Raw genomic sequence first — 19,324 nt, 5'->3', positions numbered from 1 at the left:
CACTCCGGTCCGGTGCGGGTTCAGTCCTTGACCGGGGTGCCCACCATGTCGTCCCCCGCGCCGGCGGGTGCCGGCACCGCCGCCATCGCCCCGTCGCCGTCCGTGTTGATCCGCTCGATGACCGCCAGGCGGTCCGGGGTGTCCTCCGGCTTCAGGTAGCCGACGAGGATGTACAGGACCAGGGAGACGGCCAGCGGGACCGAGACCTGGTACTGGAGCGGGACTCCGCCGTCGACGTTCCAGTTGATCGGGTAGTTGACCAGCCAGAAGGCCAGCAGACCCATCGACCAGCTGGTGAGCGCTGCCGTCGGGCCGGAGCGGCGGAACGCGCGCAGCAGGCCCAGCATCATCGGGATGGCGATCGGGCCCATCAGGCCGGCCACCCACTTGATGACGACGGTGATGATGTCCTTGAAGGTGGGGGAGTTGACCTGCGTGGCCACCGCCATGGACAGGCCGAGGAAGACCACCGTGGTCACCCGGGCCGCGACCAGCCCCGACCGCCGGCCCCACGCCCGGGCCCGCGCCGACAGCACCGGTGCCACATCCCGGGTGAAGACGGCCGAGATCGCGTTGGCGTCGGAGGAGCACATGGCCATGGTGTGGGAGAAGAAGCCGACGATGACCAGTCCCAGCAGGCCGTGCGGGAGGAGTTGCTCGGTCATCAGGCCGTAGGAGTCGGAGCCGTCCGGCTTCTGGGCGTGCACCAGGAGCGGTGACATCCACATCGGGAAGAAGAGGACGACCGGCCAGACCAGCCAGAGCGCCGCCGACAGGCGGGCCGAACGCTCGGCCTCGCGCGGGCTGCCCGTCGCCATGTAGCGCTGGGCCTGGTTGAGCATGCCGCCGTTGTACTCGAACAGCTTGATGAAGAGGAAGGCGAGCAGGAAGACGGTTCCGTACGGGCCGACCAGGGCCTTGCCGTGGCCGTGCAGGGCGGGCTGGTCGAAGGCCTCGAAGATGCCGATGCCCTTGTCGTTCAGCTTGAGTACGACGGCGACGAACATGGACACGCCCGCCAGCAACTGGATGACGAACTGGCCGAGTTCGGTGAGCGCGTCCGCCCACAGGCCGCCGATGGTGCAGTAGACGGCGGTGATGGCGCCGGTGATGAGGATGCCCTGGTTGAGGGTGACCCCGGTGAAGACGGACAGGAGTGTGGCGATCGCGGCCCACTTCGCGCCCACGTCGACGATCTTCAGCAGCATGCCGGACCAGGCGAGGGCCTGCTGGGTGGGCAGGTTGTAGCGGTTCTTCAAGTATTCGAGGGGCGAGGCGACATGGAGCCTCGACCGCAGCCGGTTGATGCGCGGCGCGAACAGCTTGGAGCCGATGGCGATACCGAGGGCGATCGGGAAGGACCAGGTGACGAAGGAGGTGACGCCGTAGGTATAGGCGATGCCCGCGTATCCGGTGAACATCACCGCGCTGTAGCCCGACATGTGGTGCGAGATGCCGGACAGCCACCACGGCATCTTTCCGCCCGCCGTGAAGAAGTCGCTGACGTCGTCCACGCGTTTGTGCGACCAGACGCCGATCGCGACCATCACGCCGAAGTAGCCGATGAGCACGACCCAGTCGAGACTGTTCATGCGCTCCCCTCCCAGGGTCCGCCTTGTGAACTCCGCTCAGCTGGCTGGCACTTCGCATAAGCGGAGCGTGGACGGGGAAGGCCGCGAAGTGCCCGCTCATCGTGGGTGGGGTTCCACGGGCACGACAAGCGAGCGTAAGGTCAAGAGCAGGCAAAAATGTTCGGCTTGTTGACCTCGGTTCATCTATATGAACAGCTTAAGTGGCTGAAAATGGCGGGTGGTCAGCGTCAGCGCATCAGCTCCCCGGCGTTGACCAGCAGCGACTGCCCGGTGATGGCCCGCGCGCGGTCCGAGGCCAGGAAGGCCGCCGCGTCGGCCACGTCCCCGTCCGTCGCCAGGTCGGGCAGTGCCATCCGGCCGGTCAGCCGACCCAGCACCTCCGCCTCCGGCACGCCCTCAGTGTGTGCCGTGAACTGCACGTACGCCTGCACCGGCGGCCCCCACATCCAGCCCGGCAGCACGGTGTTGACCCGGATCCGGTGCGGGCCCAGTTCCCGGGCCAGGGAGTACATCGCGCTGGTCAGGGCGCCTTTGGAGGCCGCGTACGCCGCCTGCTTCACCTGGGTGGGCGCGGCCACCGCCGACTGCGTGCCGATGAACACCACCGAACCGCCGCCGCCCTCCTTCAGGGCGGGCAGGCAGGCCCGGGTCATCCTCAGCGTGCCCAGCAGGTTCACGTCGATGACCGACTGCCAGGTCGTGAAGTCGGCGTCCTCGAGGCCGCCGAAGTGGGAGTCCCAGGCGGCCACGTGCACCACCGCGTCCAGCCCGCCGAACCGCTCCCGCGCCAGCGCGGCCAGCGCCTCGCACTGCCCCTCGTCGGTGATGTCGGTCGTCCGGTACGCGGTCCGGGTCCCCGCCGGGTCGATCTCGGCCGCGCTCTTGGCGAGGTTCGCCTCGGTGCGGGCGCCGAGCACCGCGTTCCCCCCGTCCCGTACGACGGCGGCGGCCACCTGATGGCCGAGTCCGGCCCCGACGCCCGACACGACGACCGTCTTGCCCTCGAGCAGTGACATCCGGGCCTCCCGGGGGATGGCGAATCACCTGACGGGGCGTCAGAGTATGGGCGTCCGGCGGAGGAAGGAAGAGGAAGGAAGGGGAACGGCATGAGCGAGGAGACCCGCAGCGAGACGTACGCCGAACTGGCCGCCGTGGGCCCGTACGGAGTGCGCCCCGGCCACGCCCTTATCACCATGGTCGAACCGCACCCGGGCCACGAGTACGCGTACAACCGCTGGTACGAGGACGACCACTACTACGCCGGCGCGATGGCCATGCCCTGGATGTACGCGGGCCGCCGCTGGGTCGCCACCCGGGACCTCCAGCTCCTGCGCTACCCGGAGAAGTCGGCGGTGGCCCAGCCCGTCACCGCCGGCTGCTACCTCTCCACCTACTGGGTCACCGACGGCCGCTACGACGACCACATGAAGTGGACCGTCGCCATCAACCGACGCCTCAACCGCGACGCCCGCGTCTACCAGGACCGCACCCACGTCTTCACGGCCTTCCAGGACCACGAGGCCACGGTGTACCGGGACGGCGCGGCCGGCCCCCGCGACTTCCACGCCCTCGACCACCCGTACGCGGGCCTGGTCCTCGAGGTCGTCGACGCCGACAGCGCCGGGCAGCGCGCCGAACTGCTGGAGTGGCTGCGCTCCCGCCATCTGCCGAAGCGCGTCGCGGGTTCCCCGGCGGCGATGGTGACCGTCTTCCGGCCCACCCCCCTCCCCGGCGACCGCATGACCTACGTCAAGCAGGTCGAGGGCGTCGACACCCGGCTGACCCTGCTGTGGTTCCTGGAGGCGGACCCGCGGGAGTGCTGGGAGCGGTACTTCGCGGGCCTCGACGAGCAGGTGACCGAGACGGGGCTGGGGCGGGTGGAGCTGGTGGCGCCGTTCATCCCGACGGTGCCGGGGACGGACAGGTACGTCGACAAGCTCCGCTGAGCGTCAGCGGGCCGGCGGGCCTGCGGGCCGGGGCGGCCTCGCGCGGCCCAGTCGGCCCAGGCGGCTCACGGCTCCTTGAGCTCGTCCGGGCACGGCGTACCCCTGGGCAGCTGATAAGGCGCGGCGAACCGGTACGTCCCCGTCTTCGGCGCGACCAGCATCGTCCACTTGTCGCCCTTGGCGTCCTCCGGTGTCTCCATCAGGCAGCCGTTGACGTTGTCGTACGTCTTCGGTGTGCCGTCGGCCCGGTGCTTGGAGGCCTGGGTCTCCTGGGGCGGCTTCATCTTCTTGCCCTTGGCGTCGACGATGCTGAGCCACGGGGAGTAGGGGATGCGGATGAGGATGCGGCCGGCCTTGCGGACCTCGATGGTCATCTCGCCCTGCTCCGCCCGGTCGACGACCGCGTTCGGCTCGGCGAGCGGGGCCGGGTCGGTCACCCGGAACAGCTGCCAGTTGGCATCGCCCCAGATCTGCGTCAGGTACGGCATCCCGCGCCGCACGAGGGCCCGCTCCCGCTCCCCGCCGTCGCCGTCCGGCTCGTCCTTGGGCAGGACGACGAAGTGGACGGCCCAGCGCTGGAGCCATGCGTGGTAGTTCGCCGAGTCGAGGGTGCCGTCGTAGAAGAGCGGGTTGCGCTCCATGTCGGCCTGGCGGAGCCAGCCCCGGGCCAGGTTGACGTACGGTGCGAGCGCGGAGGCCTCGCGGTGCGAGCGGGCCGGGACCACCTCGACGCGGCCCTTCTCGGCGCCGACGTGCTGGAGTTCGTTGACGAGCGGGGCGAGCTCGCGCGCCCACGACGCGTCCGGGGTCGTGTGGATGATGTCGTCGACCGACTTGTAGCCGATCCACCCGACGAAGCCGAGGAACGCCAGCACCGTCGTGTACCACTTGCGCGAGCGCGGCACCGTGAACGGCAGCGCCGCGATCAGTGTCACACCCGCGAACAGCATCGGCAACCGCGAGATGTTCGACCCGATCTGCGAGCTGAACAGCCAGACCAGCACCACCGCGAGGCTGAAGACGGCGGCGGTCAGCCGTACGGTCTTCCACTCCTTGGGGACGAGGAACAGGCAGAGCAGCCCGTACAGCAGCGGCATGACCACCGAGCCGATCGTCATCGGCTGGGTGCCGGAGAAGGGGAACAGCCACGTCGACACGGCGACCACCGCCGACGGCGCCAGCCCCAGCGCCCAGGCGCCCGGCCGCCGCTTCTGGAGGAACAGCGCCGCCGCGATCAGGCCCACGAACAGGCCCGCGACCGGCGACGACATGGTGGCCAGCGCGGCGAGCGGCGCCGCGACCAGGGCCTTCGCCCAGCGTTTGTACCGCCAGCGGTAAGGCCAGCAGAACACGGCCGCGACCGCGCCCAGCGCGAACACGGTGCCCAGGGCGAAGGTCACCCGGCCCGAGATCGCGTTGCAGATCAGCGCGAACACCCCGGCCAGCGCGGCCCACAGCGGGTTCTTCACCGCCCGGCTGCGGATGAGGACCACCGTCAGCAGGCCCGCCGACAGCGTCCCCGCGATCATCAACGTCGTACGGACACCGAGCACCGCCATCAGATACGGCGACACCACGCTGTACGACACCGGGTGCATACCGCCGTACCAGGCCAGGTTGTACGCCGAGTCCGGGTGCCGGCCGACGAACTCCGCCCACGCGTCCTGCGCCGCGAGGTCGCCGCCGCTGTTGGCGAATGTGAAGAACCAGATGACGTGCAGCACGCCGGAGAGCGCGGTCATGGACAGGGCGGGGTGCAGGAGCAGCCGCTGCCGGAGCGGTTCGGCGGCGGCGAGCAGCCGCGCCCGGCGGCCGACGGGGCCGTCCGCGACTGAGCCGTCCATGGCCGGGTCAGCCGCGGACAGGCGTATTCGCGGGCCGGTCCCCGGGCCCGTATCGGTGTCGTCGGCGCGTGTCGGCTCCGCAGTGGCCACCTGAAGGCACTCCCCGTGTCCCGTCTTCTGTTCTCGGCCGCTTCGGTCGATGTTCCCGGCCGCTTCCTGTCCGGTTGGCGGCCGCTTCCCCTCGGCCGACTACCCGCCCCGTTTCGTGACGCTAGCACGCACCCCGCCGAGGGGCTCGGTCGGCGGGGTGCGAGGGTGGCGAACCGGGCGCCGCGGGTCAGCCGATGCGGGTCAGCTTGCTGACGAGGCCCGGCTCGGTGAGGTCCTTCTTCAGGGCCACCGGCACCTTCACCGCGCCGCTCTTGCCGTCGCCCACGGTGAGCGTGCCCACCTTGGTGCCGGCCTTCGCGGTGTGCGGTACCTCGTCGGCGGCGAAGGACAGCTTCGCCTTCAGGCCGGCCCAGCCGACCGCGGTGACGTCCTTGGTGACGACGACCGGGGTGTGGCCGCCGAGACCGTCGTCCACATAGCCCACGACGTCACCCTTCTTCAGGATCTTCGCCGAGGTCAGCGCGTCCTTCGCGGCGACCAGCGCGGTCTTGCTGACCGCGTTGACCGTGCCGAGGATCGGAGCCTTGTGCTGGCCGAGGATCGCGCCGACGACGGTGACCGTCTCACCGCCGACCTCCCTCCTGGCGGCGAAGAGGAGGTTGCCGCCGGCCGCGGTGGTGCTGCCGGTCTTGATGCCGATCGCGCCCATGACGTACGGGAGCGTGTTGGGGTTCGGCCAGTTCTTGCCGGAGGGGTCCGTCCAACTGGCCGCGCTGGTGATGGACGTCAGGGCAGGGATCTTCACGACCGTGTTGCCGAGCTTCACCTGGTCCTCGGCGGTGGAGACGGTGGTCTCCTTCAGCCCCGAGGGGTCGGTGTACGTGGTGTGCGTCATGCCGAGCTTCTTGGCGGTGGCGTTCATCTTCTTGACGAACGCCGCCTCGGAGCCCGCGTCCCAACGGGCCAGCAGACGCGCGATGTTGTTCGCGGACGGAATCATGACGGCCGAGAGCGCCTGCTTCTCGGTGAGCTTGTCGTTCTCCTTCACCGTGTTGAGGGTGGACTCGCCGTCCTTGTCGTAGCCGCCCTCCTTCTCGGCGGTGGCGTCGACGGTGATGGACGGACCCTCGGCGCTCCCCTTCAGCGGGTGCTCCTTGAGGATGATGTACGCGGTCATCGTCTTGGCGACGGAGCCGATGGCGACGGGGGTCTGCTTGCCGAAGTTGCTCATCGTGCCGATGCCGGCCACGTCCATCCAGCCCTGGCCCTCGCCGGGCCAGGGGAGGCTGGTCTTGCCGTCGAACGTGTACGTCTTCTCGGCGCTCAGCGCGAGGGTGGGGGTCGGCAGCGGGCGCATAGCCTGTACGACCGCAAAGATGACCGCCAGCAGGAGGACCAGCGGGGTCCAGATCTTGACCCGGCGCACGATCGTGCGGACCGGGGTCTCCGGGGGCGGAGGCGTGTTCGTCAGCTCGGCGAGCAGGTCCAGCGGGGGCTTCGGGGGAAGCGGCTGCTGGGTGGTGCGCTCGGGGCCGATCTGGGGGACGGGGGTGGTGGCGGGCGCGGACGCGGCTGCGGGCTTGGCCTCGGGGGCGGGCTTGGCCTCGGGGGCGGGCTTGGGGGCGGTCGGCTTGCGGGTGGACGGGTCGTCGAGGGGCTTGAGGGCGACGAACTTGCTGGTGCGCTCGGGGTCCGACTCGGGGGCCTTCGACTTGCCGCCGAGCTTGAGCATGGTGGTCGGCTGATCGACCTGCCGCTTCGGGGCCTTGAAGACGGCGGTGGGCTGATCGACGGGCTTGGCCTTGGCCTTGGCCTCGGCTTCGCCTTCGGCCTTGGTGTTCCCACCCGCACCACCCGTGCGGCTCTCGTCGTCGGCTGCGGGTGGCCCCTTCGGGGCGGAATCGCCGTCGGCGGCCTCGGGTTCGGGGGCGGCGTCGGCCTCGCCGGTGGCGTCGGTGTCCGCTTCCGGCTCGCTGTCAGTGGCCTCGGCTTCGCCTTCGGCCCTGGTGTTCCCACCCGCACCACCCGTGCGGCTCTCGTCGTCGGCTGCGGGTGGCCCCTTCGGGGCGGAATCGCCGTCGGCGGCCTCGGGCTCGGGGGCGGCGTCGGCCTCGCCGGTGGCGTCGGCGCCCGCTTCCGACTCGGTGTCAGCGGGCTTGTCCGAGCCCGCGGCAGCGTCCTCGCGCTCGTCCGAGCCGGAGGAGGCGCTGTCGCCCTCGTCGGTGTCCGCGGGCCCGTCCGAGTCCGCGGCAGCGTCCTCGCGCTCGTCCACCACGTCCGTCACGTCGGTCTCGGCGTCCGAGCCGGCCCGCGCGGCAGCCTCGTCGTCCTCGCCCGCGTCGTCCTGCGAGGCCTCGCTGCCTTCGGCCGCCCGCACGGCGCCCTCGACGTCATCGTCCCCGGCCTTCTCGTCCTCGACGGCCTGCGTCGCGGCGCTTTCCGCCTCGGAGGCCTTCGCCTCGGCGTCTTCCGTCCCGGCGGCTTCAGCCCCAGGGGTCTTCGCCTCGGCGTCTTCCGCCTCGGAGGCCTTCGCCTCGGCGTCTTCCGCCTCGGAGGCCTTCGCCTCGGCGTCTTCCGCCTCGGAGGCCTTCGCCTCGGCGTCTTCCGTCCCGGAGGTCTTCGCCTCGGCGTCTTCCGTCCCGGAGGTATCGGTGCGGGAGGAGTCTTCCGTCGGCTTCTCCCCGTCGGCCGGGTCTCCGGACCGTACCCACGCTGCCACGGCCTCGCGGAGGCGGGAGTCTTCCGGCTGGGCGGGGGCCTCGGCGTCGGACTTCAGGTCCCGGGTCGAGAGGACCTTGGTCGCCGTGTCCACGCCGCCGCGCTCGTCGGACTCGCGGGACACCGCGGATCGCGGATCGCGGGCCTCGGGAACCGGCCCCGCCTTCCCCGACGTCGGTTCAACCGACGACTCGCGCTGCTTCGACCTGTCGGGGGACTCGCCCGCCACCGATGCCTCCTCCATGTGACGTATGTCACCGTACGCCTGTCGAACCGACCGCCGTCCGACGGCCGAACACCCGCCCGGACAAGGCCTCCCCGCCACTGTCCGAACCATGTACCAGTGTCCTGTGTGCGGGCTTGTCCCCTGCGGTAGACGAGAACGACATACCTACTGGTTCCCTTACAAAGAGGTCACGCGCTCTCGACAGACCAATGTGAGAGGGGTCACCCTGTCATTCATCCACGCGGGGAGGCATGGATGGGCAGGAGCCGCAGAACAATTCCGGAGGAGCTTCTGCTGCTGGCACTGGACCCGGCCACGGGTACCACTGCACAGCCGCAGTCGCTCGACCTCGGTCTGGCCGGAGCACAGCTAGTGGAGCTGGCGCTGGCCGGACGGATAGCCCCAGACGGGGATCGTATCGCCGTGGTGGCACCACGGCCGACTGGAGATCCAACACTGGACTGCGCGTTGGAGTTGCTGCGAAGGCGTGGCGCTCCGGTACGGGCCGTCCACTGGATCGGCGGGCCGCGTCTCGGGCTCCGCCAGACCTACCTCTCGCATCTGGAGCGGTGCGGCATGGTCGCCGCCGTGCCGGGTCAGATGTGCGGGGTGTTGCCGACGACTCGCTACCAGGCGACGGACAACGACATCAGCCGGGAGATCCGTGCCCGGCTGGATTCCGCGATCCGCACCGGCGTACCGCCGGACCCGCGGACCGCGGCGCTCGCCGCCCTGGCGCACGCGGTCGGCCTCGGCAAACACCTGTATCCGGGCAATGAGGGACGGTCCTCACGGTCCCGGCTCAGGGATCTGATCAGGCACGACCCCATGGGCGGTCTCGTCGCGCACGCCGTGATGGACGTCCAGAACGGTGCGGCGGCCCAGCCGCGCCGCAGCCCGGCCCCGGCCGGCCGTCAGGCCGGACCAGGAGCCAGGCCCGCACCGGAGCCCGCGCGGGGCGTTCCGATGCAACCGCGCCACGGGTCCATGGCGCGCGTCGTGGCCCACTGAGCCGCAGTACCACGGCACCCACGCAGCACAGCACCGCCGCGCAGTCGCACAACCGCATCGCCGCACAGCCGTCCCCAGACCCGGTTCGGGAGCCGCTGGTTCGAGCGGGGTGGTGAGACCCTGAGGTCTTACCACCCCGCTCGACCGCTTCTCCTTGCGTTCTTGCGTTCTTGCGTTCTTGCGCCCGAACTGACGCGTACGCGCCGCATATCCACCGTTTCCCAGCGGTAGGAAGCTCCTTGGTGGCAGTCTGCTCAACAGCAGATACGCAAAGTGGTAGGTACAGGCAGTCAGCCGGAGGTGCACGTCCCGTGGCGTCCAATGTCAATCCCACCGTCAGGCGGCGCCGGCTGGGCCAGGAGCTCCGCAGGCTGCGCGAGCTCAAGGGCATGACGGCCGAAGAAGTGGCGGAAAGACTGCTGGTGTCGCAGTCGAAGATCAGCCGTCTGGAGAACGGCCGGCGCAGCATCAGCCAGCGCGACGTCCGTGATCTGTGCGGGGTGTACGAGGTCGAGGACCAGCGGATCGTCGACTCCCTGATGGAGATGGCCCGTGACTCCCGGCAGCAGGGCTGGTGGCACGCGTTCGGCGACATCCCGTACAGCGTCTACATCGGTCTGGAGACGGACGCCGAGTCGCTGCGGGTGTACGAACCCCAGCTCGTCACCGGCCTGTTGCAGACCCGGGCGTACGCGGAGGCGCTCGTACAGGGGGCGTTGCCGGAGACCTCGACGGCCGACATCGACAAGCGCGTACAGGTGCGGCTGCGGCGACAGGAACGTATCACCGCCGAGAACAACCCGCTCCGGCTGTGGGTGGTGCTCGACGAGGCCGCGCTGCGCCGGGTGGTGGGCAGCAAGCTCGTGATGCGGGAGCAGCTGGAGTACCTCATCGAGATGTCCCAGCTGCCGCACGTCACCGTGCAGGTGCTGCCGTTCGAGGTGGGCGCGCATCCCGGGCTCAACGGCCAGTACGCGATCCTGGAGTTCGCCGACGCGGCCGATTCCAGCGTGGTGTACCTCGAGGGCGTCACCAGCGATCTGTATCTGGAGAAGGCGCAGGACGTGCAGAAGTACGCCGTGATGTACGAACATCTGCGGGCGCAGTCCCTGAATGTGGACCAATCCCGTCAATGCATCTCGGATGTGGCCAAAGAGTACGCTCGTTGAGCCTTCCGGCGTGAGGGGCGGCGGATCATACATCCGTGCCACGTCCCAGCGTAAGTCCCTACTGGAATATGCCACCCGGTCGAGTGAACGAGTGCTCCAGGAGGGGATGTTGCCGAGTAGCGTCGATCACGCCAACCGCTCGACATGGTTGGCGTGAATCGCACTACAGAGCAACTCGCAACAGGAGTGGACATGGCACTGCTTCAGGGCGCCACCGAGACGTGGACGAAGTCCTCCTATTCCGCCGGGAACGGGGCGTGCGTCGAGGTCAAGTCGCCCGCGACCGCGGAACTCGCCGTACGCGACTCCAAGGTCACCGAGGGGCCCACCCTGGCCTTCCCCGCCGACGCGTGGAACGCCTTCGTGGCCTCGGTCAAGGCGTAGGGAGCCTCCCTGACCCACGCCCACCCGACTCCCGACGACCACAACTCCACAAGCACCACCCAGAGCCCTCTCGACCAGCCCGCCGTCCTTGCCGAGGGGGCTCCCCTTTTCCCACCGCCGTAGCGGTGCACGGCGGTGCCGCCGGGTCCCCCCTCGGGTGGGCGCAGCGGCACCCCGTGAGGCCCTAGGCCAGCTGCGCCTCGACCGCCGTCACGATCTCGGCCGCCTCGGGCTCGGTCTGCGGGGAGAAGCGGGCGACGACCTGGCCGTCCCGCCCGATGAGGAACTTCTCGAAGTTCCAGCGGATGTCCCCGGTGTGCCCCTCGGCGTCGGCGAAGCCGACCAGGCGGTCGTAGAGCGGGTGCCGGCCCTCGCCGTTCACCTCGACCTTCTCGGTCAGCGGGAAGGTCACGCCGTACGTCGCGGAGCAGAACTCGGCGATCTCCTCGGCGCTGCCGGGCTCCTGCCCGAGGAACTGGTTGCACGGCACCCCGAGCACGGTGAAGCCCTGCTCGGCGTAGCGCTCGTGGAGGCGCTCGAGGCCGGTGTACTGCGGGGTCAGCCCGCACTTGGAGGCCACGTTCACGACGAGCACGGCCTTGCCCGCGTACTGGGAGAGGTCCGCGGAACCGCCCTGGAGGGCGCCGATCTCGGTGTCCAGTACGGAGCCGTTGTGGTCAGTAGTAGTCATAAGCGGATGCTAGCTCCGGTAAGTGTCCGGCCGGTGACCGGTTCCCCAAGGCCCCGCTCCCCGCCCGCCTCCATCAGCACCTGCCCCGCCGCCGTCCGCGCGTACAGCACCGACCTGCCCGCCCGTCGGCGCTCCACCAGCCCCGCCTCCCGCAGCACCTTCAGATGGCGCCCCACCGACCCGAGCCCCTGCCCGGTGACCGCGGTCAGCTGGGTGGTGGACATGGGGGAGTCGAGCAGCACCAGTATCTCGGCCCGGGCCGCGCCGAGCAGCGCCCCGAGGCTGCGGGGCACCGCCCGGCCGCTTCCGTCGGTGAGCGCGCCGTCGCACGGGTAGACGACGGCGTACCGGGTGCGCTCCTCCCACGACACCCATCCGTGCCGCTGGGGCGTCACCGGCACGAACAGCAGTTCCGCGCCGGAGATCTCGCGTGGCGGGTACTCGTGCAGATTGATCTGGAGCCGGCTGTCCCCGAGCCACCGCGTGCCCGGCCGCAGCGAGTCCAGCACCGCCGCCCAGCCGCCCCGGCTCACCTGCGCGGTCCGCGCGACCACGTCCGCCTCCAGGATCCGCCGGCGCCGGTCCCAGTACGGTCGTACGGCCTCGGCCCACAGGTACGCCAGCAGCGTGGCCGCCCGCTCGGGCAGGTCGTCCCGGTCCAGGGCGTCCGGGAGCGGCCCGGCGAGGGCCACCCGCAGGTCGGCGCGCGCCTCGGCCGGGTCGGTCGCCCGGACCCGGGTGAGGGCCTCCGTGAAGGTCTCCCCGTCCCGGGGCGCCGGCGTGAGGAAGTCGGCGGTCCAGGTCCGGCCCAGGCCCGCCCGTATCAGGAGCGCGGTGACCGGGTCGGCGGCCAGCCGCGCCCGGTACGCGGGCAGGTGTGCGCGCAGCCAGTCCCGTTCCCCGGGGTGCGCGGCCTCGCCCGCGTGCAGCAGTTTCAGGCACGCGAAGGTCTCCACGTACGGCGAGAGCACGAACCGGCTGCGGGCGAGCGTGTCGGCGTTGAGCTGCCACCAGCCCATGGGCACCTCCGGGGGTTTCGCGTGGGCGCGAAACAATAACGCCCGGCGGCGGGGCTCCACAGACTCCCCGTATGACTTCCCGTCCGATTCCCGACACGACTCCGCGCAGCTATCGGCACCTCTTCCGCACGCCCGAGTTCACCCCGCTCTTCGTGGTCTCCGCCGCACACACCGCCGCCCAGACGGTGGGCGGTCTGGCGCTCGGCACGCTGGTGTTACGGACGACGGGTTCGCCGCTGCTGTCCGCCGTCAGCATGTTCGGCCCCTCCCTGGCGCAGGTGCTGGGTGCGACCCTGCTCCTGTCGGGCGCGGACCGTCTGCCGCCGCGGGCGGCGATGACGGGCATCCCCCTCGCGTTCGCCGCCTGCACCGCGCTCCTGGCGCTGCCCGGGCTGTCCGTGACAGCGGTCTTCGCCGTCCTGCTCGCCCAGGGGCTGGTCGCCTCGCTCGGCGGAGGAGTGCGCTGGGGCCTGCTGAACGAGATCCTCGCCAAGGACGGCTACCTGCTGGGCCGTTCGGTGTTCAACATGATGAGCGGCATCGCCCAGATCACCGGATACGCGACCGGTGGCATCCTCGTGGCCGCGCTGTCCCCGCGCGTGACCCTGCTGACGTCGGCGGGCCTGTACCTGGCGGCGGCCCTCGGGGCCCGCCTCGGCCTGACCCGGCGCCCGCCCCGGACCGCGGGCCGCCCCTCCGTCGCCGCGACCTGGCGCACCAACGCCCTGCTGTGGTCGGCCCGTCCGCGCCGGCTGGTCTATCTGGGCCTGTGGATCCCCAACGGCCTGGTGGTGGGCTGCGAGTCCCTCTTCGTCTCCTACGACCCCGACGCCGCCGGCACGCTCTTCGCCTGCGCCGCGCTGGGGATGCTCGTGGGGGACGTGACCCTGGGCCGGCTGCTGCCGCCCGGCGTGCGGGCGCGGCTGGCGGTACCGCTGCTGTTGCTGCTGGCGGCGCCGTACCTCGTCTTCTTCGGCCACCCGCCCCTGCCGCTCGCCGCGGCCCTGGCCGCCGTCGCCTCCGTCGGCTTCGGGGCGAGCCTGGTGCAGCAGGAGCACCTGATGGCCCTGACCCCGGACGAACTCAGCGGGCACGCCCTGGGGCTGCACTCGGCGGGCATGCTGACGATGCAGGGCGTGAGCGCCTCGCTGGCGGGCTCGGTGGCACAGCTCACCTCGCCCGCCACGGCGATGACGGTCATGGCCCTCGCCTCGACCGGGGTGACGCTGACGCTGGCTACGGCTGCTCGGCGAAAGGCACCGGAGCGGCTTGAGCCGGCGTAGCGGGAGGGAGCACAGGAGCCGGGGGAGCGGCGGGTACCTCGGGAGCGGCGGCGTCAGGAGCCTCAACAGCCTCAGGGGCCGCGGCGGTCGCTGGGGCCGAGGCGGTCGCGGGGGCCGCGGGGGCCGCCGGGGCCGCGAACTGCTGGGCCGCCTTGTCGAAGTAGCGCAGGAGCTCCACCGGGAAGGGCATCACCAGCGTCGAGTTCTTCTCGGCGGCGACCTCCACGACGGTCTGAAGCAGGCGCAGCTGCATGGCCTCGGGGGTGTCGGACATGATCCGGGAGGCGTTGGCCAGCTGCTGCGCGGCCTGGAACTCACCGTCCGCGGTGATCACCCGCGCCCGCCGCTCCCGCTCGGCCTCGGCCTGCCGGGACATGGACCGCTTCAGCGACTCGGGCAGCTGTACGTCCTTGATCTCGACGCGGTCGATGTGGATGCCCCACCCGGCGGCCGGGCTGTCGATCATCAGCGCCAGGCCCTCGTGCAGCCGCTCCCGGTCGGAGAGCAGGTCATCCAGGTCGCTCTTGCCGATGATGGACCGCAGGGACGACTGGGCGACCTGCCCGACGGCGAAGACGTAGTCCTGCACCTCGATGGCGGCCCGCAGCGGGTCCGTCACCCGGAAGTAGACGACGGCGTCGACCTTCACCGACACGTTGTCCTTGGTGATGCCCTCCTGTGTGGGTACCGGCATGGTCATCACCTGCACGTTCACCTTCCGCATGCGGTCGGCGAACGGGATCAGGAAGGTGATGCCCGGCTGCCGGTACGACGGCAGCGCCTTGCCCAGGCGGAACACGACTCCGCGTTCGACCTGGTTGACCACCCGCATCCCACTGCGCAGTACCAACAGGGCCAGCACGGCCACGGCCACGACTGCGACTACGGTGCCTTCCATGGCACTCCATTCCCTCTGCTGACTCGACCGTTCGAGACACGGATGAGGACACCGGCCGGGTGGCCGTTGGATGCGCCGGAAGGCGTCAGGAATACGTAAAGAAGCCGGACGACGGGGCCGCACCCGACCAGGCACACTTGGCACGTGCCCTTCGACACCCCGCCGCCGCGCCCGCTGCTCCCCGGTGAACACCCGCTCTGGGACGAGGCGTTGGCCCTGGTGAACCGCGATCTGGCGGCGACCCTCCCGGATCAGCGGCCCCTGTGCCTGCTGGCCCACGCCCCCTGGGCGGAGGGAGAACCGGAGCAGGTGTACGTCTCCCTCGCGGACGGCGCCTCCCCTCACGGCCAGCCCCTGTGGCCCGACTCGGCGACCAGCATCGAGGCCGCCGTCTCCGCCGTGGCCGAAGCCGCCCAGGACACCGTCATGGAGTGCCTCTGGCAGGTCTGGCCGGTCTGTCCCGTCCACAACCTGGGGATGCACGTGGGGCAGGGCTCCGACGGGCCGGCATGGTGGTGCGCGGGTGGCCCCGCCCCGAAGGACCCGGACCACACGCGCGCGGCCGTCGGCGCACTGGACACCCTCCAGCGACCGCACCGGCCGAACCGGAAGCGCCGCGGGAGGGGCCGGTAGCCGTGCGCCCCGTCGGTGTCGGTTTCGATGTCGGTGTCAGGACGGCTTGGCCGCCGACACCGCGGTGACCGTCACCTTGTTGTCGCACTCGGCGAACTGCCCGTCGCTCAGGGCGACCTGGTGCGACCCCGAGCCCGGCAGGCCGACCACCAGCGTGGGGTACACCACGGGGTCCGCGCCGGACTTGCAGTAGCCGTCGGCCTCGCCCTGGACCTGTACGAAGGTGAGCTTCACCCAGGCCTTGCCGCCCGGGGACACCTGCACCGGCGACGCCGATCCCGTGGCTGTCACGGACAGCGGCGAATTGTGCTCAGGGGAGCCGTTGCCGGCCCCCGCGACCGACGGATGCCCCTTGAGGACGCACGGGTGACTCGAGACGTTGGTGAACTCGACGATCGCCGCTCCGGTCCCCGTGCCGTCCGGACGATCGGCGGCCTGGTACGCGGCCGCCTCGACGCTGCTCGCCGTACACGTCCTCACGGCTCCGCCCGACGACCCGGATCCCGACCCGGTTCCGGCTCCCGACCCGGTTCCGGCCCCGGACCCGGCCCCTGATCCGGAAGAGACGCTCGCCGCCGGAACGACCGGGGCGGCGGAGCCCGGCGAACCAGCGCCGGAAGGAGCGCCGGAAGGAGAGGCCGATGCACTCGACGCACCGGCCCCGCCGGACGGCGACCCGCCCGCCTTCGCGCCGCCCCCGTCGGACTGGCACCCGGCCACCATCACGGCGGCCGAGGCCGCGACCATCGCCAGCACGGTTCTGCGGATGCCCTTGGTGTACTGCATGTCGTCCCCCGATGTCGGATCTCACGGGGTACCGGCCCTCGCCGGCACCTGTCCTGGCAGACGGGCCGGCCGGGCACGGGGGTTCTTCCGGGAGACGACCTGTGACGCGGCGGTGACAAGATCCGAGCAGGATCACCGCGACATCACCGCGGCGTCAGCCGAGGCACACCACGAGCAGGCAGAGTTCCGGCGACGAGGGCGTCGCCGGGGCGGGGGTCGCCTGAGGCGTTCCCGGGTCCGAGCCGTCACCGGCCGCGGGTGTGGAGGTGTGCTGTGCCGAGGTACCGGTGTGATCGGCAGCCGCTCCGCCGGAGGACGGAGGGTCGGCGTGCTGCTGCGTGGCGGGTGTCGCCGCCGTACGAGTCGCCGGAGTCGGGTGAGTCGTAGCAGGCGGGGAACCGGTGCTCGGCAGGGTGGTACGGAGCGGGGCAGGGGTGGACTGCCCCTGCGGCAGCCCGGTCGTGGGCGACTGGGCGGAACGGGCGGGTGAGGACCGGTGGGCGTCGGGCCGGGTCACGGTCGAGCGGGTGTCCCGCGTCGCCGGTTCGTCCGCCGCGGGCGTGGTCGCCATGCTCGGCACATCCGGCGTCGTGGCGGCCTGCGCCCGGTCGGTGGAGTGCCGGTCCATCATGGAGACGGTCAGGCCGCCTCCGACGAGTGCGACGGCGGTCGCGACCACGGCCCGGCGCTGGTTCTTCTTCCAACGGGCCATCTGGCGACGCCGTGCCGCCCGCCCTTGCGGCGCGGGCGGCACGTCCTGAGGGCCGGTCTGCGGATCGGCCGTCGGGCCGGTCTGAGGGACGGTCTGCGGGCCGGTCTGAGGGACGGTCTGCGGCACCTCGGCCATGGCCTCCCAGTCCGCGGCCTCCCACGTCGCGGTCCCCGTCGCCGCGGTCCCCGTCGCCGCCTCGGCGGTGCGGGCCGGGGCGGGGCGGGCGTCGGCGGTGAGGGCGGCTATGTCGGCGGCGAGGTCCGGAGCGTAGGCACCGCACCCAGGACACATCAGGGCGCCGTTCAGATGCCGACGGCACGAGGAGCAGTAGTCCATCTGTCTGCGGTCTTCCTGGGTTGACGTGCTGTCGTCCCAGCGGGCCGCGAGCGGATCACGTTCACACGTGGGATCGGATGGCCAGCACGCTAACGAGTCATTCGCAAGACTGTGTGCAGTCTCTGTGATGCTCCTGCGAGGATCCCCTGGGCGTCACCGGCCGGCGCCGGCGCCGGCGCCACGCGTGAACGGTTCGAAGGTGTGGCTGAAGTACCAGGTGTCCTGGGCGATGCCCGAGCAGGAGTTGGCGCCGGCGGTGCCCACGCAGCCGCCGTTGTCGCGCTGGAGTGCCCAGAAGGAGAGGGTGTTGATGCCCTTGGCGACCGCCCACTTCTTCACCGTGACGGCGTCCCGCATGGTGAAGGTCTCCTCGGGACCGTAGTCGTCGATGCCGGGCATCTCGGTGACGCCGATCATGCGCCACAGCTTCGCGGGGCTCTTCTTCGGGTAGAGCGCGGCCAGTTGGTCGTGCAGCCCGGTGGCGGCCGTCTCGGTGTCGGCGGCCATGTCGTGGGTGGCGCCGTCCCAGTAGTCGAACGTCATGATGTTGACGACGTCCACGCGCGCGCCGTTGTCGACGGCGTTCCGCAGCAGCGCCACACCGTTGGGCGCGAGTCCGGTGTTCGTCGTCGGCAGGGTGTAGGAGAACTGCACGCGGTGGCCGGTGTGCCGGGCCCAGCGCTGGACCTCGGCGATGGCCTTGTTGCGGCGGTCGATCCCGGCGGTGTTGTCGATGGAGTCGGCCTCGACGTCGAGGTCGATCCGAGTGACGCCGTACGTCGTGACGAGACTCTCGTACACCTTGGCGATGGAGTCCACGCTGGTGCAGCTGTCGGCCAGTTCGGTGCCGGTCGTGTCGGCGCTGTAGCCGCCGAAGGACGGGATGACGTTGCCGCCGCGCGCCTGGATCGCGGCGATGTCGCCGCCGAAGCTCGCCCGGGAGACCGGCTGCGTGGGCGCACCGTTCCAGTACGCGGTGCACGAGCCCGCGGTGTCCGTCTGGAGGAACGCCATCGTGAGGTACTTGTTCCCCGACGCGGCGGCGAGCGCCGCCGGGCTCTCCCCGGTCCACGTCTCGACGTACGGCGCCGCGACGTGCGTGGGCATGGGCTTGGGCTCGGCGTGATGCGAGGGCGCGCCCTGCGCGGCGACCGCACCACCGCCTCCGAGGGCGACGAGCCCGGCGGACAGGGCGGTGACGGTCGCACAGGACAGCAGTGCACGAAGAGAACCAGGTCGTCTCATTGACGCTCCCAAGGTGAAAGTGCGAGCGGGGCGCGCCCATCTTTGGACTAGACCAATAGACTGTCAAGGTTCTTGACAGTTAACTGACCGGAGTTGAAGGCGAGGACGCGGGAGGGAGGGACTTGGTGGAAAACGGCACTTACGCCCGGGCCGCGCGCGTATCGTCCGGACATCGCATGTCATCGGAGGGGAACGGTGCGGGATGCTGGCTGAGGCGTTCACGGCACTGGCCGCGGCAGGTGGTGCCGCCGTGGTGCAGGCAGCGGGGACGGATGCGTGGTCGGGTCTCAGGCAGGGACTCGTGCGGCTGGTCGGCCGCGGGGACTCCGGGCGCGAGCAGGCCGTGGAGGAGCGACTGGACAGAACCGCGGGTGCCCTGGCGGCTGCCCGCGGCCTAGAAGCCGAGGCGTTGCGCATCCAGGAAGAGGCGGCGTGGCGCGGCCGTTTCGCGGACCTGCTGGAGGACCTGGGCGAGGCCGAACGGCATCGGGTCGCGACCGAAATGCGCACCCTGTTCAGTGCGTACGTGGCGGCCGCTCCCGGGGCTGTGTCCGGACAGGGCGGCGCCGCTGCTCACCGGGACGTGAACATCAAGGCGGACCACGGCAGTGTTGCCGCCGCCGTCGTGCATGGAGGAGTCCAGCTCGGCAACCCTCGTTTGCCGGACCCGCCCCAGGGCTGAGCGGGCCGGCCGATCCAAGCCCGCGATCTCCGGCGGACGGTGGCGCCACCGCGGCGTACCCCGACGGCGCCTCCCTTGTGTCCGCTGCTCAGATCGGC

At 71.0% G+C, this 19,324-nt stretch carries 17 protein-coding genes; 7 read left to right on the top strand and 10 right to left on the bottom strand.

Annotated elements, in window-relative coordinates; translation table 11 throughout:
- Window positions 1–20: 20 nt before the first annotated feature.
- Together ACWGJM_RS00945 and ACWGJM_RS00940 are read right to left on the bottom strand one after the other, a co-directional pair.
- Window positions 21–1,592 carry a sodium:solute symporter family protein gene (locus ACWGJM_RS00945; RefSeq protein WP_453409526.1) on the bottom strand — a complete coding sequence of 524 codons (1,572 nt, stop codon included), beginning with the start codon at window positions 1,590–1,592 and terminating at the stop codon, window positions 21–23.
- Between the two features lie 227 nt (window positions 1,593–1,819).
- Window positions 1,820–2,608 carry an SDR family oxidoreductase gene (locus ACWGJM_RS00940; RefSeq protein ID WP_453409525.1) on the bottom strand — a complete coding sequence of 263 codons (789 nt, stop codon included), beginning with the start codon at window positions 2,606–2,608 and terminating at the stop codon, window positions 1,820–1,822.
- Window positions 2,609–2,698: 90 nt separating this feature from the next.
- Here ACWGJM_RS00940 and ACWGJM_RS00935 point away from each other — a divergent pair, with 90 nt between their 5' ends.
- Window positions 2,699–3,538 carry a hypothetical protein gene (locus ACWGJM_RS00935; RefSeq protein WP_453409524.1) on the top strand — a complete coding sequence of 280 codons (840 nt, stop codon included), beginning with the start codon at window positions 2,699–2,701 and terminating at the stop codon, window positions 3,536–3,538.
- A 65-nt stretch (window positions 3,539–3,603) separates the two neighbouring features.
- On the opposite strand, the gene ACWGJM_RS00930 is transcribed toward ACWGJM_RS00935, so the two are convergent.
- Entirely contained in the window at window positions 3,604–5,472 is a 1,869-nt protein-coding gene (locus ACWGJM_RS00930) for an MFS transporter (RefSeq protein ID WP_453409523.1), read from the bottom strand.
- A gap of 187 nt (window positions 5,473–5,659) precedes the next feature.
- Window positions 5,660–8,395 (bottom strand): D-alanyl-D-alanine carboxypeptidase, encoded by a 2,736-nt coding sequence (locus ACWGJM_RS00925; protein WP_453409522.1) that lies wholly within the window; start codon window positions 8,393–8,395, stop codon window positions 5,660–5,662.
- Between the two features lie 237 nt (window positions 8,396–8,632).
- Between ACWGJM_RS00925 and ACWGJM_RS00920 the strand changes: the two genes are divergently transcribed.
- The 3 genes from ACWGJM_RS00920 (at window position 8,633) to ACWGJM_RS00910 (ending at window position 10,941) form a co-directional block, all read left to right on the top strand.
- A complete protein-coding gene (locus tag ACWGJM_RS00920) occupies window positions 8,633–9,388 on the top strand; it encodes a GOLPH3/VPS74 family protein (RefSeq protein WP_453409521.1) in 756 nt (251 codons plus the stop codon).
- Window positions 9,389–9,699: 311 nt separating this feature from the next.
- A complete protein-coding gene (locus tag ACWGJM_RS00915; RefSeq protein WP_361805318.1) occupies window positions 9,700–10,557 on the top strand; it encodes a helix-turn-helix domain-containing protein in 858 nt (285 codons plus the stop codon).
- Window positions 10,558–10,749: 192 nt separating this feature from the next.
- Window positions 10,750–10,941 carry a DUF397 domain-containing protein gene (locus ACWGJM_RS00910; RefSeq protein WP_361443038.1) on the top strand — a complete coding sequence of 64 codons (192 nt, stop codon included), beginning with the start codon at window positions 10,750–10,752 and terminating at the stop codon, window positions 10,939–10,941.
- A 184-nt stretch (window positions 10,942–11,125) separates the two neighbouring features.
- Here the strand turns inward: ACWGJM_RS00910 and ACWGJM_RS00905 are convergent, their stop codons facing one another.
- On the bottom strand, window positions 11,126–11,632 hold the full coding sequence (locus ACWGJM_RS00905) for a glutathione peroxidase (protein ID WP_453409520.1): 507 nt from the start codon (window positions 11,630–11,632) through the stop codon (window positions 11,126–11,128).
- Window positions 11,629–12,651 (bottom strand): ArsR/SmtB family transcription factor, encoded by a 1,023-nt coding sequence (locus ACWGJM_RS00900; RefSeq protein ID WP_453409519.1) that lies wholly within the window; start codon window positions 12,649–12,651, stop codon window positions 11,629–11,631. The genes ACWGJM_RS00905 and ACWGJM_RS00900 overlap by 4 nt, the downstream gene beginning before the upstream one ends.
- 71 nt (window positions 12,652–12,722) lie before the next feature.
- Here ACWGJM_RS00900 and ACWGJM_RS00895 point away from each other — a divergent pair, with 71 nt between their 5' ends.
- Window positions 12,723–13,934 (top strand): MFS transporter, encoded by a 1,212-nt coding sequence (locus tag ACWGJM_RS00895; protein ID WP_453409518.1) that lies wholly within the window; start codon window positions 12,723–12,725, stop codon window positions 13,932–13,934.
- Here ACWGJM_RS00895 and ACWGJM_RS00890 read toward each other — a convergent pair.
- Complete coding sequence (locus ACWGJM_RS00890) at window positions 13,888–14,832, bottom strand: slipin family protein (RefSeq protein ID WP_453409517.1); 945 nt, start codon at window positions 14,830–14,832, stop codon at window positions 13,888–13,890. The two genes, ACWGJM_RS00895 and ACWGJM_RS00890, sit on opposite strands and share 47 nt — an antisense overlap.
- A gap of 144 nt (window positions 14,833–14,976) precedes the next feature.
- Here ACWGJM_RS00890 and ACWGJM_RS00885 point away from each other — a divergent pair, with 144 nt between their 5' ends.
- Window positions 14,977–15,465, top strand: a complete 489-nt coding sequence (locus ACWGJM_RS00885) for a hypothetical protein (protein ID WP_453409516.1) — start codon at window positions 14,977–14,979, stop codon at window positions 15,463–15,465.
- A 36-nt stretch (window positions 15,466–15,501) separates the two neighbouring features.
- Here ACWGJM_RS00885 and ACWGJM_RS00880 read toward each other — a convergent pair whose 3' ends face one another.
- From ACWGJM_RS00880 to ACWGJM_RS00870, 3 genes are all read right to left on the bottom strand, one after another.
- On the bottom strand, window positions 15,502–15,945 hold the full coding sequence (locus ACWGJM_RS00880; RefSeq protein ID WP_453409515.1) for a DUF4232 domain-containing protein: 444 nt from the start codon (window positions 15,943–15,945) through the stop codon (window positions 15,502–15,504).
- A gap of 460 nt (window positions 15,946–16,405) precedes the next feature.
- Window positions 16,406–17,299: an SCO2400 family protein gene (locus ACWGJM_RS00875; protein WP_453409514.1), complete on the bottom strand. Its 894-nt coding sequence runs from the start codon at window positions 17,297–17,299 to the stop codon at window positions 16,406–16,408.
- Window positions 17,300–17,452: 153 nt separating this feature from the next.
- Window positions 17,453–18,544 (bottom strand): chitinase, encoded by a 1,092-nt coding sequence (locus tag ACWGJM_RS00870; protein ID WP_453409513.1) that lies wholly within the window; start codon window positions 18,542–18,544, stop codon window positions 17,453–17,455.
- 202 nt (window positions 18,545–18,746) lie between these two features.
- On the opposite strand from ACWGJM_RS00870, the gene ACWGJM_RS00865 reads away from it, so the two are divergent.
- Complete coding sequence (locus tag ACWGJM_RS00865; protein WP_453409512.1) at window positions 18,747–19,226, top strand: hypothetical protein; 480 nt, start codon at window positions 18,747–18,749, stop codon at window positions 19,224–19,226.
- The last annotated feature ends 98 nt before the right edge of the window (window positions 19,227–19,324 follow it).

Source organism: Streptomyces sp. NPDC054834 (assembly GCF_053611185.1).
The sequence above is the reverse complement of the archived record's forward strand: the minus strand, read 5'-3'. Positions and strand labels throughout refer to the sequence as shown.